This window comes from Bacteroides sp. 3_2_5, assembly GCF_000159855.2.
GTDB classification, from domain to species: domain Bacteria; phylum Bacteroidota; class Bacteroidia; order Bacteroidales; family Bacteroidaceae; genus Bacteroides; species Bacteroides fragilis.
Genome location: NZ_JH636045.1, coordinates 69932 through 86683 on the forward strand (window position 1 = coordinate 69932; position 16752 = coordinate 86683).

The window sequence follows — 16752 nt, forward strand, 5'->3', positions numbered from 1 at the left end:
AGAGGTTGACAATGAACAATCATGTAGTAATTATGGCCGGTGGCATAGGAAGTCGATTTTGGCCCATGAGTACACCGGAATGTCCCAAACAATTCATAGATATATTGGGATGTGGAAAAACACTGATTCAGCTAACTGTAGAGAGATTCGGTAATGTTTGTCCACAGGAGAACATGTGGGTGGTCACTTCGGAAAAGTATATAGATACTATTCGGGAGCAACTGCCGGGTATCCCGGAAAGTAATATACTGGCAGAACCCTGTCCCAGAAATACAGCTCCCTGCATTGCGTATGCCTGCTGGAAAATAAAAAAGAAATATCCGGAAGCCAACATTGTCGTGACTCCTTCCGATCAAGTGGTAATCGATACCACTGAATTTCGCAGGGTGATTGAGAAAGCGCTTTTGTTCACTGATAAAAGCAGTGCCATCATCACATTGGGAATAAAACCTGCCCGTCCGGAAACCGGATATGGATATATCGCCGCAGGTGAACCGATAACGAGAGACAAAGAAATATTCCACGTAGAAGCATTCAAAGAAAAGCCTGATAAAGAAACTGCTGAAAAATATCTGGCAGCAGGCAACTACTTCTGGAATGCAGGAATATTCGTTTGGAATGTGAGAACGATCACAGCCGTAATGCGGGTATATGCACCGGGGATAGCTCAGATTTTTGACCGGATATATCCCGACTTTTATACAGAACGCGAGGAAGAAAGCGTGAAGAAGCTATTCCCCACTGCCGAAAGTATCTCGATAGATTATGCAGTGATGGAAAAAGCGGAAGAGATTTATGTATTACCTGCCCAAATGGGGTGGTCGGACTTAGGTACCTGGGGAGCATTACACACCTTGTTGCCAAAAGATAAAGAAGGAAATGCAACAGTAGGACCGGATATCCGGATGTATGAAAGTCGAAACTGCATGGTGCATGCCTCACAGGAAAAACGAGTAGTCATACAAGGGCTGAACGATTACATCATAGCCGAAAAAGACAATATATTATTAATATGCCAGTTATCAGAAGAGCAACGAATTAAAGATTTCTCAAAAGAATAAATGTTGATCCCTTTCAATATTTATAAATCCCGGTTATAATACCGGGTGTAGGGGCGTCCCGATGCGAATCGTGACTGCTTTTATTTGTTTTGTTTGTGTGTGTTCCTCCGGCCAGGCGTGGTCGGAGGAACATTTTTTTATGCCCGTATTCTACAACTTGTGATTCAAGATCCAATCCGAAAATTTCTTTAAAGACTATCTCGTCCAAGTCACCAATCTCAACCTTAAAATGAAAGATTCATACCAAATGTTTCAACGATAAAGTATAAAAAAAGCTTCCGGTCCTTCTTTTAAAAAAAGGAACCGGAAGCTTTTATACAAATTAATTATGCAGATTCCTATTTAAGATTCAGCCTGATCTGTTATGGTCCAGGAAATAAAGGCCAACAGAATATAGCCAAACAAAATAGCAACCGGTCAGCCCGGATTAAGACAGAAAAGAGATCAGCACCCCTGCCGCTACGGCAGACCCGATCACTCCCGAGATATTGCTGGCCATGCAATATTGCAATACATGATTTTTAGGATCATATTTCAAAGCAATGTCATTGGCTACACGGCTGGCCATAGGAACCGCACTAAGTCCCGTAGCACCAATCAGCGGATTAATCTTTTTCTTCGTAAACAGATTCACCAGTTTCACAAAGAAGATACCTCCTGCTATCGACAAAGCAAAAGCCAGGAATCCTCCTACCACAATACCGATAGTCGTCCAGTTCAGGAAAGCTTCACTTGTCATCGTGGCTCCTACCGACAAACCCAGGAAAATGGTTGCCGCATTCATGATACTATTCGAAGCTGCGTCAAACAGACGGAAAGTATTGGCACCGATCTCTTTCACCAGGTTACCGAACATCAGCATACCGATCAAAGGCACTGCACTCGGTACAAACAGAGCCACGACCGTAGTCACCACAATCGGGAAAATAATTTTCAATACACGGAGGTTTTTAATTTCCGTTTTCGATGGATATTTCTTCTCCTGCTCTTTCATATTGATACTCAGTTCCTTCTTGGTACACAAAAGACGAACGACCAGTGGAATGATAACCGGAACCAATGCCATATAAGAATAGGCGGCAATCGCGATCGGGCCCAATAGATGCGGAGCCAACTTGATGGTGGTAAAGATGGCCGTAGGTCCGTCCGCACCACCGATAATTCCCAAAGAAGCTGCTTCACTGGGTGTAAATCCCATCAGGATAGCTACCAACAACACAGTAAAGATACCCAATTGAGCGGCAGCCCCGAATATAGACAGACGCAGATTGCGAAGCATCGGTCCGAAGTCCGTCAAGGCCCCCACTCCCATAAAAATGATCGGGGGAAGGAACCCTGTCTTTATAAGCATATAATACACAAAGTTCATCAGTCCCAATTCATGAGCAATATCATGGAGAGGCATCTCCCAGATATTCTTCATTACTCCGTTCACCAGGATCATGCCATTCTCGTCAGCCTGTATCACTCCCATTCCTCCACCGGGGAAGTTAGCCAACAGCACTCCAAAGGCAATCGGCACCAATAAAAGAGGCTCGTATTGTTTCTTTATACCCAGATACAAGAGAACGAAGGCAATGACATACATCACCAGAAACTGCGGTTCGGCAACAATATTGCTGAAGGCAGTCATATCATATAATTTTTCAAATATTCCGTTCATCATCCTATCTTCATTAATACATCATCTTCAGAAACCGTATCACCGGGATTTGCAGAAATAGCTGTTACCGTTCCACCAAATTCGGCACGGATGGCATTATAGGTTTTCATTGCTTCCACGTAGCAAAGCACATCACCTTCTTTCACCGCATCGCCTACCTTGAGCGGAGTCTCTTGCGCATTCTTTACCAGGAAGAATTTTCCTTCGAGCGGAGAAAGTACCTCTTTCCCTTCACCTGCAGCAGCAGACGGTTGTGAAGCCGGTGCAACAGGCAGTTCCGTGTCTCCGTAAGCAACTGTCACCCGGTAAGCTTGCCCGTCTACCTGTACCGTAAGTGTTTTAGGTTTCGCTTCTTCCGTAGGCACCTGCTCTTTCTCAGCCCTGCGTTTTGCTACATCAGCCAAGAAATCCTCTTTCGCTTTTCCGCTCTTATAAGCTTCATATTGAGCCGGATGCATCGCATATTCAAAGAGTTCTTCATCGTCCTCGCCTGTCTCCCACTTCTTTTCTTTCATTAGTTTGCGATATTTCTCAAGATCATCCGGATAGTTATCCTGCGGATTTCCCTCAAAGAATTTCCGTCCTTCTCTCTCGGCTTTCTCTATAATTTCAGGAGCAAGCTTGCCCGGCAGACGTCCGGCTTTGCCCAGAATCATATCCCAAATATCATCAGCGATCATTCCCCAACGCTCTTTTCCTTTCTCCATCGCGATAACGTTCATCATCGAAAGATTTTTCACATACTGGCTGAAAGGAGTAACCAAAGGAGGATATCCGACGCGGGGCCATACATAAGCCACTTCATTGAACAACTTGATCAGAAGCTGATCTTGTGTCATAAAAGGAAGATTGTGTTTTGCCTTATACTTATTAATAGATTCCAGGTTCGTTTCCAAATCTGCCATCAGGCTTCCCATCATTCCGCCCGGAAGTCCCGGAGCTATCAACAATGAATTCATCAACCGGTTTTTCGGACTGATATACAGCCCCAGAAAGTCGTCCATGAATTCCTGAATCAGGGCACGCACCTTCATATAGGCCTCCATATTAATCTCAGGTACCTGAAATCCCGCATCTTTCAACATGGCCTGTACACTCAATAAATCGGCATGTCCTGTGCCCCACGACAACGGTTCCATTCCGACATCTACATAATCACACCCGGCTTCACATACTTCCAAAATGCTGGCCATGTTAAAGCCCGGTCCTGCATGGCTGTGATATTGAATAGGAATATCGGGATGCGCAGCTTTGATATTTGCCACAATCTTGCCCAAAGAAACGGGGCGTCCGATACCTGCCATGTCTTTAATGCAAATCTCGTCCGCCCCCAGTTTTATCAGTTCCAGTGCCATATTGGTGTAATATTCCACCGTATGGATTGGTGAATGGGTGATACAAAGCGAACATTGCGAAATCATTCCTGCATCTTTGGCATAAGTGATAGAAGGAGCGATATTGCGTACATCATTCAGCCCACAGAATGTACGGGTGATATCCGTCCCCTGTGCTTTCTTTACTTTATAAAACAACTTACGCACATCGGCCGGAACAGGACTCATACGAAGCCCGTTGAGAGCACGATCCAACATGTGTGTCTGTATCCCGGCTTCATGGAAAGGCTTTGTCCATGCACGCACCGATTTATTCGGATTTTCACCAAACAATAAATTTACCTGTTCAAAACCACCGCCGTTTGTTTCTACCCGGGCAAAACATCCCATTTCAACAATAGCAGGTGCTACCTTCACCAACTGGTCTACCCGAGGCACATATTTACCGGCAGACTGCCACATGTCTCTAAAAACCAGACTAAATTTTACTTCTCTTTTCATTTCCGTTTTCGGTATTATTCTATAAGATTAATTTTCAGATTTTCTCGATTTTAGCCACTTTCCCTTTTCCCTGAGTCACCACATTAACGGCCGCCGTAATGGCTGCAACAATATTTCCGGGAATAGGAACCGGTGATTGGGCACCTTGCTTTGCAGGAAGCTGTTCTTCAGGAGCATATTTATTAACCAACGAGATAAGTAACTTTCCTAAATAGATCACAATGAGGAGGATAGCAAAGACAGTTGCCATCCCGACTACCATCAGTAGAAGCGCTGTTTCCAAATTTTCCATATAATTAAATTATTAGTAAACAATGTCAATTTGCAAAAAATCGTTCGAATTTAGCAATAATTTATTAATAAGTGAAAGATAAAAAACTTAAAAAACACAAAAGCAACCAGGCGGCTTAAAATGTAATTATACATTTTGAGCCGCCTGATCGCTTTTGTCTTAGCTCTGATTTTTTACTTTTGTACTATGGGTATCGGCGCAGCCTCAGAGGAAACAAACCCTTTCAGACTCTTCAAATAATCGATAAAAGCCACAGTTGTTTCAAGATTCTGACTATTAAAATCTCCTATTTCATAACCTGAAAATAATTTGCTGTCATAACCGTCGCCACCCGAGGTGATGAAAGCATCCAATACAACGATACATTTATCGTTATCACGGATTATCTTATTGGTACGGCAGTCGGTTATCGTTTCAACATTTCCTTTCGAATTCAAATGTAGTTTTAAATAAGAAGTTTGCAGAAAACCGTTTTTATTCCTGCGTCCATCGTCCAATAATTGCTTCAACCGTTCACCCGTAAATTCATAAGCCACCACGTTACCACCGAATGGAAGCACATTGCCGGCACGCAACCTTGTGACCTCACCCGCCGGAATACTGGCACGTAAACCACCAAAATGATTTACCCCAATGACGGGCAACACTTTCAATTCGGCAGGCACTTTTTCATTCTCTAAGAAACTCCGGACGTAGGCAGCTGTCACATAAGCTCCCACCGGAGTGTACTCCCATTTATTAATGGTACGATCGTGGATCAGGGCATCTTTTGCCAAAATCAGCTTTTCCGACAGTCCGTATACCGCCAATACTTTATCGACCAACGAATCGATATGTGCATTAGACGGCCCCTCTGTCCGAATTGTATCACCTCCTATATAAGAGATGCGATTGCCGCCCTCTTCTTTCACTACTCTAAAATCCAACTTACCGATATGAGTACCGTTTACCCCTGCCTGGATAATGGGTACATCGTTCACCTTACTAAGAACAACTTCGTGAGAATGCCCGGAAATGATTGCGTCCACTCCTTTCAGGAAAGGCAGCAATTTAGCATTCTCCTCTTCTATAATATCTCTATTCTTCATGTTAGTGCCGATATGCATCAAGAGGACTACCATATCCACTTTGCCTTCTTTCTTCAACCGACAGGCAGTCTCGACACGGGCTGCATATACAGGATGCACAAAAGCCAGTCCCTTTATATTTTCCGGACTCGTTTTATGTGCCGTATCAGTCGTTGTCAACCCTACGAAAGCCACCCGCACCGTTCCTCCATTCTTCAAATTCAGAGTCACAATCCGGTAAGGTTTAGCCCACTCCAACGTATCTCCCCGATCCGTTATAATATTGGCTGCCACAAAATTCATATATACCTTCGCCGTATCCGTCAGATAGGGTAATCCCCAATCAAACTCGTGATTGCCTACAGCGGACATTTTTACATCCATTTCCTGAAACATTTCCGGTAACGGATTGCCTCTGGTTATTCTTGAGAAATAACTTCCGCTGAAATTATCTCCGACAGAAAGCACGATGGTATTTTTATTTTTCTCTTTCTGTGTCAACACTGTTTGTACCAGTTGGCCGGCTCCGGGAACACCCTTATCGCAGGCAAAGGCTCCATGAAAATCGTTAAATGATACAAGTGACAAGGTATCTGTCACATTTCCCTTGACAACAGGTATTACAGTATTCGATTTATGCTCTTTCCTTTTTTCCACTTTGACAGGTGTCTGTGCTCCTACCCCCGTAAAAAAGCAAAGCATCAACCCCAATGAAGCAATCTTCCGGATATGCAATTTTTCCATAAGTATATTCCTTTATTTATTTTCCACAAAGGTAAAAAAAATATATCCAAAAGCAACGCACCACAAATAAAAGTTATACGAGCAAACAACCGGAACAGTAAACTGAATACAAAAAATCGGCTGAAACATTTAGAACATTCCAGCCGATTCTCTTTGCAATGAATATTATAGTTTCACTACATCTTCCTGATCGTATCCACCACTCTCCTGATATCCTCATCTGTCAATGTAGGTCCCGAAGGCAGACACAGACCGATATTAAATAAACGTTCACTCGTACCATTCCCATAGAACGGAGCATCCGTAACTGCAGTTCCCCTCCCCCGAGGGGAAAGAGGATTCTGTTCCTCTACCGATACCAGGATACTCCTTTAATACAATGGCCCACAATTATCTGGGTTTGGCAGATATCCTGAAAAGATTAGGCATTAACGAAGTGAACGAAGTAAATGCCATTCTCAGACTGCCAGATTATGAAAGAAAGGGAACAGTACAGCCCCTCTTTTCATAGTTGACAAAAAAGCAAGTATATCGGTTTTAGTCTACAGAGATCTTCAGTAAGCTTAAGAAGTAAAGATCAGACTTAACAAGCTGAAATACAAACTATTCAAAATTCAAAACATCTGTCAGTAAAAGCTTTGTTTTAACACAGAGTTAAAGTTTATTCTTTGGATGCAAATAACAAGTGTTTTAAATGCAAAAGGCTTGTTATTTGCACACAAGAATAAAAATGGCTGAGAAAGGGAGTTAACAATGTTAATTATAAGGATAACAAACTGTATTTATAAAAATACTTTCTTGTATCAGAGAGACCACTCTATTTTAACGAAATCTTCCAATCTATATAGTAAAGCATATAAAGGTTTATTCCATGGCTCAACACAAGTAGAGAATCTAGCTTGAAATCATTAAAAGTTAAAACGGATACCGGAATTCCAAACCCATTCCCAACGCTTATAAACAACATTGTACTGATACTCTATCCCTGTTTTTAACTGTAATTTCTTATTGAGACTATAAGAAAAACCTGTGCCCACATAATATGGAGTAGCTGTAGTTGGCAATATTACTGTTCGGTTCTTATCAATAGTATAGCCACCATAAACACGATACGCCAAATGGTCTGTAAACTTAAACTGTATATCAGTTTTCCTCTTTATCAATACTCGGGGATCCCCTATATCCAACTGGGATTTTATAAATAACTGTTTATTGCCCAACATGTGGACATTCATGAAGAGCGAATCTTGCCGGATATTCAACTCATTAACTTTAAAAGTGGATATATGGTATTTACCTGTAAAGACGTTAGGTCTGTACAATAGGAAATCTTTGATTAGTAAAATGGCAGAATGAGATTGAGATTTAAATAAGCGTCGTGGAGAAGAAAAAACTCTGTCGAGTTCTCTTAATGCCTCCCGGTTAATTCGGATTTCAGCTTGTCCTGCCAATATTTTCTTTAACTTCAAAGAGTCATTTTGTGTCCACACATTTTGTCCTTGTCCTTGCATGACCAAAGGCAAACATAAAGAAAATATGATAAATAAAATGAATCTCATCAACACTTTGCCATTAATTAAGAATAATCAATCATGTATTGCATTTCCTTACTTTCATACAATAAATAAACAAGTAACCATATATTATAATTAAGAACATGAAACTTCGATTTGTCCCTACGCACCCCATAATATTTAACACCATTAAGTATTACTTTACAAGTGTATGGAATACAGAATTAAAAGCAACCATTTTTAGTCTTAACTATCATTTTCACATATAATAATACAGAATCACTGCATAGCCTATATAGTGCATATTTCCAAATTACAGCCTAAATCATCTATAAATTAACATTATAGCTTTTATAGGCTATTGTTCTTGACAGCGACAGATAAAATTATTATTTTTGCACTTGAAACAAAAAGCAAAAAATATGTATACAACCATTTCTGCAGATATAGTGTCTTCCACTTCATTATCAGCATCTAAAACCATTGAACTGAAGCAAAGAAACTATGCCACTTGCTTCAAGATAAATTTTGAAAATTATGAATAGTTGGTTGTTTCTAAGGATACCGCTAAAACCGAATATGTTCTTGCAGGGACCTTCTTAAATTTTGGAATAGTACTGTTTTACGAATTATTAGCTGCAAAATGAGATGGAAAATCTTCAGGAGAAATACGATGCTCTAATTAAGAGGTATAATACCCTATTGGATGAAAACGAAGAGTTGAAATCAATTCTTCTACAACACGGCATTATATATCCTGCCAGGAATATTACGAACGAGTCGGCATTCTCTTCCATCACATTTCCTCCCATCAAGCTCTCTCTTGACGAAAAAGTTGCCTTGTTTCGCAGTTTCTTCAAAGGTCGTGAAGATGTCTTTGCACGAAGATGGTTTAGCAAGACCACTGAAAAAGGTGGCTATCAACCGGTCTGTATCAACGAATGGTACAAAGGTGCCTGTGACAAAAAACGAAACAAGTGCACAGAATGCCCGAACCGAAACTTTGCTCCTTTGACAAACCAAAACATCTATCGCCATTTGGAGGGAAAAGATGAAAATGGATGTGACGTAATTGGGCTATACGCTATTACCCTCGACAATAAATGCTCTTTTCTATGTGCCGATTTTGACGACAAGAATTGCACTCACGGATACAAAGAGGATGTATTGGCTTTCATTGCAGTTTGCAGGGACTGGGAAATTCCATACAGCATAGAACGCTCACGCTCCGGTAACGGGGCGCACATATGGACTTTCTTTAAAGAGCCTATACCTTCCTACAAAGCAAGGAAATTAGGCAACACCATCCTGACAGAAGCCATGAAACTAAACGGGCGTATTACATTTGATTCATACGACCGCTTTTTCCCCAATCAAGACAGGCTACCAGAAGGTGGTTTCGGAAATCTGATAGCCTTGCCATTGCAAGGCAGAGCAAGAAAAGCAGGCAACAGTGTTTTTGTAGATGAAGAATTTCTACCTTTCAAAGACCAATGGGCTTATTTATACGGTATAAAGAAGATAGATGAAAGTGTTGTGGATGGATTACTGGCTCAATACCGGCAGGAAGATTTTGGAGCATTGGCAACATCTTCAGAGACAAAACCGTGGGAGTCCCCTGTTATTCAGAATATTACACGGAATGATTTCGATGGGAGGCTGAAAATTAACAAATCGGATAAGATATACATTCCACTGAACTCCATTTCCGATACGGTAGTCAATCATCTTAAACGTATCGCAGCATTCAAGAATCCTGAGTTCTACAGTAAACAGGCTATGCGAATCTCCACTTACAATGTTCCTCGCATTATTTGTCGTGCCGATTTCACAGATGAATATATTGTAATGCCTCGTGGTTGCGAAGACGCAATAACAGCAATGCTATCATCTCTTGGTGTCACTTATGAAATAGTAGATAGAACTAATCAAGGCAAACATATTGCCGTAGCATTTAAAGGCAAGGAACGTGAAGAGCAATTAAATGCCATCAATACCCTCATGGCTCACACCAATGGGGTATTATCAGCAACAACCGCTTTTGGAAAAACCGTAACGGCAGCAGCATTGATTGCCCGAAAAAAGATAAACACGCTCATACTGATTCACTCAAAAGCATTGCTTTTGCAATGGCATGAACGCCTTTCCGAATTTCTTGACATTGATTTCACAGAACCAGATATTCCCAAGAAGCGTGGTAGAAAGAATGTTTTCTCGCCCATCGGCTGTTTAGATTCAACCTCAAACACACTACATGGAGTTATCGATATTGCACTTATGCAATCATGCTTAGAAAATGGTGAAGTCAAGCCTTTCGTTCAAGAATACGGAATGGTCATTGTGGATGAATGTCATCACGTGTCTTCCGTAACATTCGAAAATGTACTTAAAAACATCACATCGCATTTTGTTTACGGGCTTACGGCTACGCCAATCCGTAAGGATGGTTTGCAACCCATCATCTTTATGCAATGCGGACCTATTCGATACTCGTCTGATGCTAAAGCGCAAATAGAAAAACAATCGTTTCGGCGTTATCTTGTGCCCAGATTCACATCTTATCGTCCAATAACTGATGACAAACAGTCGTTTACGGCATTATCGCAATCGCTTTCTGAGTCTGAAATCCGAAACACACTTATTGTAGAAGACGTGCTGCATAATGTAGCGGAAAGTCGCACTCCTATTATATTGACAAACAGAACATCTCATGTGAAATTGCTTGCCGAGATGCTGGAACCACATATCGCCAATGTAATCCAACTGACAGGAGAAGGGTCAACCAGGAACAAGCGAGAAGCCTTTCAAAGACTGTATGACATACCGCAAGATGCCCCTCTTGTGATAGTGGCTACAGGAAAATACATTGGCGAAGGATTTGATTATCCACGATTGGATACGCTATTTCTTGCTCTTCCTATATCATGGAAAGGGCTGGTTGCCCAATATGCTGGTCGCTTACATCGGGAGAGAGAAGGTAAAACAGATGTGCGTGTCTATGATTATGTTGATATACACGAACCTGTTTGCGAAAACATGTACCGAAAACGGCTCAAGGGATATGCTGCTATTGGTTATAGTGTATTGTCCAAAGACAACCTTACCTTATTTGACAATATCGATAGTTTACAATCATCTTCATATGAAGGACAGATTTTCAATGGAAGCACATTCCGTCAGTCATTTACAAAAGCATTGAAAAGTTCAAAACAATCCGTTGTAGTATCTTCTCCAAAACTCTATCACACAGAACGAAACGCATTTGTCAAAATTCTAAAAGAGCTTCAAACAAACGGCATTGAAGTAGCGATTATTACATCCGCTTCAAACGAACAAACAGAGTATCTAAAAAAACAAGGATTATTCGTAAGGGTTGTACCCAATTTGTCATTATGTTCATGTGTCATTGATAAATCTATAGTTTGGTATGGTAGCATTAATCTCCTTGGTTATCCGACAGAAGAAGATAGTATCATAAAATGTCCAGATTTTAAACTTGCAACCGAACTTTTGGATATCATTTTCTGTAGCGACAAACAACACGACATCACGACACAATGATTAAAATGTAATGGTTTTCTTCCATTTATTCCACCGATACTCCACTCGTTCTTCTTCTTTTGAACAACGGGAACATTTTTTACTCCTGAATGCCTTGTTTATTATTATCCAATTAAGAAACGGTACACAAAAAGCCCCATACCGGGAAGTTGTCTTTTATATTAATTTATTTTATTTCTTTGGAAAAATGTTTCTTTATATGGAACCATTTGCTTATATTTGCATCAAAATAAAAGTAATGGAAGTAAAAGCTAAATTCAAGGTTGTATATTCAAAGGAGGCAGACGATTTTCTGAATCACTTACCCTCAAAGATCAAAGACAAGATCATCTACAACATTGCCAAAGCGAAGTTTGTGATTGACCCCGAACTCTTTAAAAAATTAGATGATACGGACATTTGGGAGTTCAGGACATTCTATAAAAAAGTAAAATACAGGCTGCTGGCCTTTTGGGACAAAGATAACGGCGCAGACACGTTGGTGATTGCCACGCATGGATTTATCAAGAAGACTCAAAAGACACCGCCCAAAGAAACAACCAAAGCCGAAGAGATCAGAAAAGCATATTTTAACTCAAAAAAATAAAGCGTATGGAAACAATGAAGTTTTATACAGAAGAAGAAATATTAGATAGGCACATAGGAGAAAAAGACACTCCCAAGAGAGATAAGTTTGAAGCGGACTTGCATTCGTTTCTGATTGGCGAAGCGATCAAACAAGCCCGGCAATCAAAGAATCTGACCCAAGAGGAATTAGGCAACTTGATCGGGGTACAAAGAGCGCAGATCTCCCGGATCGAGAATGGGAAGAACCTGACTTTTTCTACTATTTCCAGAGTTTTCAAGGCTATGGGAATAAGCGCTAAACTTGAAATTGGCAATTTAGGAAAAGTCGCTTTGTGGTAACCCGGATATAAAAAGAATAGTCTATATAAACCGTATAGGCTATTTTTGTATAATCAGTTCCTTCTTGCTTGCTTCTAACGCCTCTTCTCTTTCCGGTCTCTCGCCATCAAATGATACCATTTCTCTAAATCCGGAACCCTGCAGTTCCTAATGAAACGCACCACGGAAACAGGTGTGTAATTTATCCGGAAACAGACAAATTTACCGCTGAATATTACCGGGAAACAGGCTTTTTATTAAAATCAAGGTAATATTGCCTCAATTTACCCTCCACTTGCGGACCACTCCTCAAGCAATCACTATTGCCATAAATTACGGCTACCCCGACATAAGGTCACTTCCTGCCACTACAGGCACGCAGAAGCCTTCTGACCTTTATAATAGCCCTGGACGTAGTATGACCGACGTCTCTTTCCACCGGACATTCCAGAGCGTATGGTAGCCGGCTCCGACCTGTTCCGCGCTCAGGTGGTCATAAATGGCGGCGATGCTGCCGAAAAAATAGTCTTTTTTCTCAAAGACGAGATATACGTAAACCACTTTATTCATTTTATCCATTATTTATTCCGCGCATATATGCAAGAAATGGTTTTGATCTTACAGGTGTCTGGATCTTTTCTCCAATGAGGCACTAAATCCCACATACTTGATATGTTGTAGAAATTGTATACCCAACGCCAACTTACGAATTCATCAACTAAAAATCCCTCAATAAGCCCCTATTCCGGGCTGTGAGGTGATAAATTACAATAAACTGGCAATAAATTCTTATCTTTATCACAGCATAAAGAGAGATTTTGAACTATCTTTGTAGTAGAATAGATTAGCATATAGGCAGATCTATATAGAAAATCATATATTAACTACTTAAAAATCAAAAGAGAATATGTCAATGCATACTTGGTTTGAGTGTAAGATCCGTTACGAGAAATTGATGGAAAACGGAATGAACAAGAAAGTTACTGAACCTTATCTCGTGGATGCACTCAGCTTTACAGAAGCAGAAGCACGCATTATTGAGGAGATGACCCCGTTCATTACAGGAGAATTTACCGTATCGGATATCAAACGAGCCAACTATAGTGAACTTTTCCCCAGCGAAGAAGAAGCTGCTGACCGCTGGTTTAAGTGTAAACTGATTTTTATCACACTAGACGAAAAAAGTGGTGCTGAGAAAAAAACGTCGACACAAGTTCTGGTACAGGCAGCTGACCTGCGCGATGCTGTAAAAAAGCTGGACGAAGGCATGAAAGGTACAATGGCTGATTATCAGATAGGTTCTGTTGCTGAAACAGCAATAATGGATGTATATCCATATAGTTCTGAGCCTAATGATAAACCGGAAGTATAATATTATATAAGGAAATGAACTAAGTTCACCACAGATTGACACAGATTAACACAGATGTTTTAATCTAATTTTCAATGAAATAAAAAATTATCAATCTGTGAAAATCCGTGTAATCTGTGGTGAAATGAACTCAAAACAGTATAAAAATGAATGTTACTGATAACTTAAAGCAGGTCCTGGCCGAATTGCCATCCGGCGTTCGACTGGTTGCAGTCTCGAAATTCCATCCGAACGAAGCCATTGAAGAAGCCTATCGCGCGGGACAGAGAATTTTCGGAGAAAGCAAAGTGCAGGAGATGACAGGCAAGTATGAAAGCCTGCCCAAAGACATTGAGTGGCATTTTATCGGGCACTTGCAGACAAACAAGATCAAGTATATGGCGCCTTATGTGTCCATGATACACGGAATCGACTCTTACAAACTGCTGGCAGAAGTGAACAAACAAGCCATAAAGGCAGAAAGAGTTATTCGCTGTTTACTGCAAATACACATCGCTCAAGAAGAAACCAAGTTTGGTTTCAGTTTTGACGAATGCAAAGAGATGTTGAATGCCGCCGAATGGAAAGCATTGGCAAACATACAGATATGCGGACTGATGGGAATGGCTACCAACACAGATTCGAAAGAACAAATCGAACGGGAATTCCGTTCTTTAAATTGTTTTTTCCATGAGGTGAAAAAACAATATTTTGCCAACGAACCGACTTTTTGCGAACTTTCAATGGGAATGTCCCATGACTATCATCTGGCCATTAAAGAGGGCAGTACATTGGTAAGAGTAGGAAGTAAAATCTTCGGGGAAAGAGTTTATTAATAATTGAATCAATGAAGTAACAGATTCATTGAAAAAACCATTAACAATAATTACCATGGCCGACTTAAAAACAACTTTTGCGGGATTGACTTTGAAAAATCCTGTAATTATCAGTAGTTCGGGACTTACTAACAGTGCCGCTAAAAACGCAAAGCTGGAAGCTGCCGGTGCAGGAGCCATTGTCCTGAAATCACTATTTGAAGAACAAATTATGATGGAAGCTGACCGTCTGAGGAATCCATCATACTATCCGGAAGGAAGTGATTATCTGGCTGAATATATCCGTAATCATAAATTGGCAGAATATCTGGAACTGATTAAAGAAAGCAAGAAGATATGCACCATTCCTGTTATTGCAAGTATAAACTGCTATACCGACGCTGAATGGGTAGACTTTGCAAAGCAAATAGAAGAAGCCGGTGCAGACGCACTGGAAATAAATATTCTTGCTCTACAATCGGACATCCAATATAAATACGGCTCATTTGAACAACGTCACATCGATATTCTGAGCCACATCAAGAAAACAATTCGCATCCCGGTTATTATGAAATTGGGCAGTAACTTTACCAATCCGGTAGCCTTGATCGATCAACTTTATGCCAACGGTGCAGCAGCTGTTGTCCTTTTCAACCGTTTCTACCAACCGGATATTGACGTAGAGAAGATGGAGCATACTTCAGGAGACGTGTTCAGCAACGCATCCGACCTTTCGACAACCCTGCGTTGGATAGGTATCTCTTCTTCACTGGTATCTAAAATTGATTATGCCGCTTCAGGAGGAATTCATAAACCGGACGGAATTGTAAAAGCTATTTTAGCAGGAGCATCGGCCATCGAAATATGTAGTGCCATCTACCAGAACACCAATCTGTTTGTAGGAGAAATGAACCGCTTCCTTAGCGCATGGATGGAGCGGAAAGGATTTAAGCACATTTCTCAATTCAAAGGTAAGCTGAACGCTAAAGATGTGGAAGGCATCAACATGTTTGAACGTACCCAGTTCTTAAAATACTTCTCTGAGAAGTAAGATGATAATAGCGAGTGGTGAACAAGCTTCACAGTTTGTTCACCACTCTTTTTTAATCCACAGTTCTCTTTTAATTCAAATTTTATTGAGATGGTTCAAAGGTTATAATTGTCCTACGAAAATTTCTGGTAAGCCGCTGCTAATTTTTTATCATATTGATTCTGCTCATAAGCAGGACCATTATAACGTTTGGCAAACTCTGCCCAGTCTTTGGCTTGCAAAGCGGAAAGCATTCCGGATTGTTTGATAAAGCGGGCGGACAGCACCAATTGTCGACATTCACTCATACACATAGCTTTTACAAAGCTGTCGACACTCTTCTCTCCACAGGCTGCATAGTTGAAACCCATAATCTGGAACATCCCCCAGCTGGCAGAAGCATCCGCTGCTTCATGATTGATCTTACGGGCTTGTTCCAAACGATCGTATTCACCCATACCGCCTTTATAATGTCCCTTCTCCCATTTGGGATAGAGAATGTTTTCATTCCCCTTCACATGCGATTCAGGATTGACATTCCGCTTTTTCAATTGATTCCAGAAAATATGACCTTCGAAAAGGATGGCGGGCTTACCGGGAGCAAAAAATCCTCCTCTCCCTCCTGTTTCTACTTGCTGTACCGCTTTTAAAGCAGCCACTTCCACATCGAGCAACCGGGCCACAAGAATAAAATCTTCTTCAGTCAAACGTTCAGTAGTGGGACGTCCTGTAAAAAACAGGGATTCCCAGGTACGGTATCCCACGATTCCATCAGCATCCAGTTGGCTTTTCTGTTGAAAATCAACAACCGATTCTTTCATTTCTTGTGTAAAAGTCCGGCTTTCCTTTACTGAATAACCATTGCGTTTCAACTCCCGACACAGCAAGAGAGCTTCTTCACCTTCATAACCTAATTTAATAGTCTTCATATTCC

Annotated in this window: 13 protein-coding genes and 1 pseudogene; 7 read left to right on the top strand and 7 right to left on the bottom strand. The window is 40.9% G+C overall.

What is annotated here, in order from left to right; translation table 11 throughout:
- Positions 1-11 precede the first annotated feature (11 nt).
- Positions 12-1061 carry a mannose-1-phosphate guanylyltransferase gene (locus BSHG_RS04545; RefSeq protein ID WP_005798572.1) on the top strand — a complete coding sequence of 350 codons (1050 nt, stop codon included), beginning with the start codon at positions 12-14 and terminating at the stop codon, positions 1059-1061.
- 427 nt (positions 1062-1488) lie between these two features.
- Here the strand turns inward: BSHG_RS04545 and BSHG_RS04540 are convergent, their stop codons facing one another.
- The 5 genes from BSHG_RS04540 to BSHG_RS04520 all read right to left on the bottom strand — a co-directional run bounded on the left by BSHG_RS04540 (position 1489) and on the right by BSHG_RS04520 (position 8221).
- Positions 1489-2724 carry a sodium ion-translocating decarboxylase subunit beta gene (locus tag BSHG_RS04540; RefSeq protein ID WP_005788673.1) on the bottom strand — a complete coding sequence of 412 codons (1236 nt, stop codon included), beginning with the start codon at positions 2722-2724 and terminating at the stop codon, positions 1489-1491.
- Complete coding sequence (locus BSHG_RS04535) at positions 2724-4559, bottom strand: pyruvate carboxylase subunit B (protein ID WP_005788675.1); 1836 nt, start codon at positions 4557-4559, stop codon at positions 2724-2726. Before BSHG_RS04535 ends, BSHG_RS04540 begins: the two co-directional genes overlap by 1 nt.
- Before the next feature lie 34 nt (positions 4560-4593).
- Positions 4594-4851 (bottom strand): OadG family protein, encoded by a 258-nt coding sequence (locus BSHG_RS04530; RefSeq protein WP_005798575.1) that lies wholly within the window; start codon positions 4849-4851, stop codon positions 4594-4596.
- Positions 4852-5024: 173 nt separating this feature from the next.
- Positions 5025-6662: a bifunctional metallophosphatase/5'-nucleotidase gene (locus tag BSHG_RS04525; RefSeq protein ID WP_008660811.1), complete on the bottom strand. Its 1638-nt coding sequence runs from the start codon at positions 6660-6662 to the stop codon at positions 5025-5027.
- A 908-nt stretch (positions 6663-7570) separates the two neighbouring features.
- The gene (locus BSHG_RS04520) at positions 7571-8221 is read right to left on the bottom strand and encodes a DUF4858 domain-containing protein (RefSeq protein WP_008660813.1); all 651 of its coding nucleotides are present in this window, start codon (positions 8219-8221) and stop codon (positions 7571-7573) included.
- A 603-nt stretch (positions 8222-8824) separates the two neighbouring features.
- Between BSHG_RS04520 and BSHG_RS04515 the strand changes: the two genes are divergently transcribed.
- The 3 genes from BSHG_RS04515 to BSHG_RS04510 all read left to right on the top strand — a co-directional run bounded on the left by BSHG_RS04515 (position 8825) and on the right by BSHG_RS04510 (position 12643).
- Complete coding sequence (locus BSHG_RS04515; RefSeq protein ID WP_008660817.1) at positions 8825-11737, top strand: TOTE conflict system archaeo-eukaryotic primase domain-containing protein; 2913 nt, start codon at positions 8825-8827, stop codon at positions 11735-11737.
- Positions 11738-11936: 199 nt separating this feature from the next.
- Positions 11937-12323 (top strand): type II toxin-antitoxin system RelE/ParE family toxin, encoded by a 387-nt coding sequence (locus BSHG_RS0220650; protein ID WP_225550797.1) that lies wholly within the window; start codon positions 11937-11939, stop codon positions 12321-12323.
- 5 nt (positions 12324-12328) lie between these two features.
- Positions 12329-12643: a helix-turn-helix domain-containing protein gene (locus BSHG_RS04510; protein ID WP_005820814.1), complete on the top strand. Its 315-nt coding sequence runs from the start codon at positions 12329-12331 to the stop codon at positions 12641-12643.
- A 334-nt stretch (positions 12644-12977) separates the two neighbouring features.
- On the opposite strand, the pseudogene BSHG_RS23355 reads toward BSHG_RS04510, so the two are convergent.
- Positions 12978-13192, bottom strand: a pseudogene (locus BSHG_RS23355) (hypothetical protein).
- 337 nt (positions 13193-13529) lie between these two features.
- Between BSHG_RS23355 and BSHG_RS04500 the strand changes: the two are divergent.
- The 3 genes from BSHG_RS04500 (at position 13530) to BSHG_RS04490 (ending at position 15839) form a co-directional block, all read left to right on the top strand.
- Complete coding sequence (locus BSHG_RS04500; RefSeq protein ID WP_005788684.1) at positions 13530-13994, top strand: DUF4494 domain-containing protein; 465 nt, start codon at positions 13530-13532, stop codon at positions 13992-13994.
- Positions 13995-14140: 146 nt separating this feature from the next.
- Complete coding sequence (locus BSHG_RS04495; protein ID WP_005788686.1) at positions 14141-14809, top strand: YggS family pyridoxal phosphate-dependent enzyme; 669 nt, start codon at positions 14141-14143, stop codon at positions 14807-14809.
- A gap of 55 nt (positions 14810-14864) precedes the next feature.
- Positions 14865-15839 carry a dihydroorotate dehydrogenase-like protein gene (locus BSHG_RS04490; protein WP_005798580.1) on the top strand — a complete coding sequence of 325 codons (975 nt, stop codon included), beginning with the start codon at positions 14865-14867 and terminating at the stop codon, positions 15837-15839.
- Positions 15840-15952: 113 nt separating this feature from the next.
- On the opposite strand, the gene BSHG_RS04485 is transcribed toward BSHG_RS04490, so the two are convergent.
- The gene (locus BSHG_RS04485; protein ID WP_008660828.1) at positions 15953-16747 is read right to left on the bottom strand and encodes an N-acetylmuramidase domain-containing protein; all 795 of its coding nucleotides are present in this window, start codon (positions 16745-16747) and stop codon (positions 15953-15955) included.
- Positions 16748-16752: the final 5 nt, after the last annotated feature.

Bases quoted from the DNA above. Each gene is read 5' to 3' on its own strand.
- BSHG_RS04530 (WP_005798575.1), bottom strand. From the start codon at position 4,851: ATGGAAAATTTGGAAACAGCGCTTCTACTGATGGTAGTCGGGATGGCA.
- BSHG_RS04515 (WP_008660817.1), top strand. From the start codon at position 8,825: ATGGAAAATCTTCAGGAGAAATACGATGCTCTAATTAAGAGGTATAAT.
- BSHG_RS04510 (WP_005820814.1), top strand. From the start codon at position 12,329: ATGGAAACAATGAAGTTTTATACAGAAGAAGAAATATTAGATAGGCAC.
- BSHG_RS04520 (WP_008660813.1), bottom strand. From the start codon at position 8,221: ATGAGATTCATTTTATTTATCATATTTTCTTTATGTTTGCCTTTGGTC.
- BSHG_RS04490 (WP_005798580.1), top strand. From the start codon at position 14,865: ATGGCCGACTTAAAAACAACTTTTGCGGGATTGACTTTGAAAAATCCT.
- BSHG_RS0220650 (WP_225550797.1), top strand. From the start codon at position 11,937: ATGGAACCATTTGCTTATATTTGCATCAAAATAAAAGTAATGGAAGTA.
- BSHG_RS04485 (WP_008660828.1), bottom strand. From the start codon at position 16,747: ATGAAGACTATTAAATTAGGTTATGAAGGTGAAGAAGCTCTCTTGCTG.
- BSHG_RS04500 (WP_005788684.1), top strand. From the start codon at position 13,530: ATGTCAATGCATACTTGGTTTGAGTGTAAGATCCGTTACGAGAAATTG.
- BSHG_RS04535 (WP_005788675.1), bottom strand. From the start codon at position 4,559: ATGAAAAGAGAAGTAAAATTTAGTCTGGTTTTTAGAGACATGTGGCAG.
- BSHG_RS04495 (WP_005788686.1), top strand. From the start codon at position 14,141: ATGAATGTTACTGATAACTTAAAGCAGGTCCTGGCCGAATTGCCATCC.
- BSHG_RS04525 (WP_008660811.1), bottom strand. From the start codon at position 6,662: ATGGAAAAATTGCATATCCGGAAGATTGCTTCATTGGGGTTGATGCTT.
- BSHG_RS04540 (WP_005788673.1), bottom strand. From the start codon at position 2,724: ATGAACGGAATATTTGAAAAATTATATGATATGACTGCCTTCAGCAAT.
- BSHG_RS04545 (WP_005798572.1), top strand. From the start codon at position 12: ATGAACAATCATGTAGTAATTATGGCCGGTGGCATAGGAAGTCGATTT.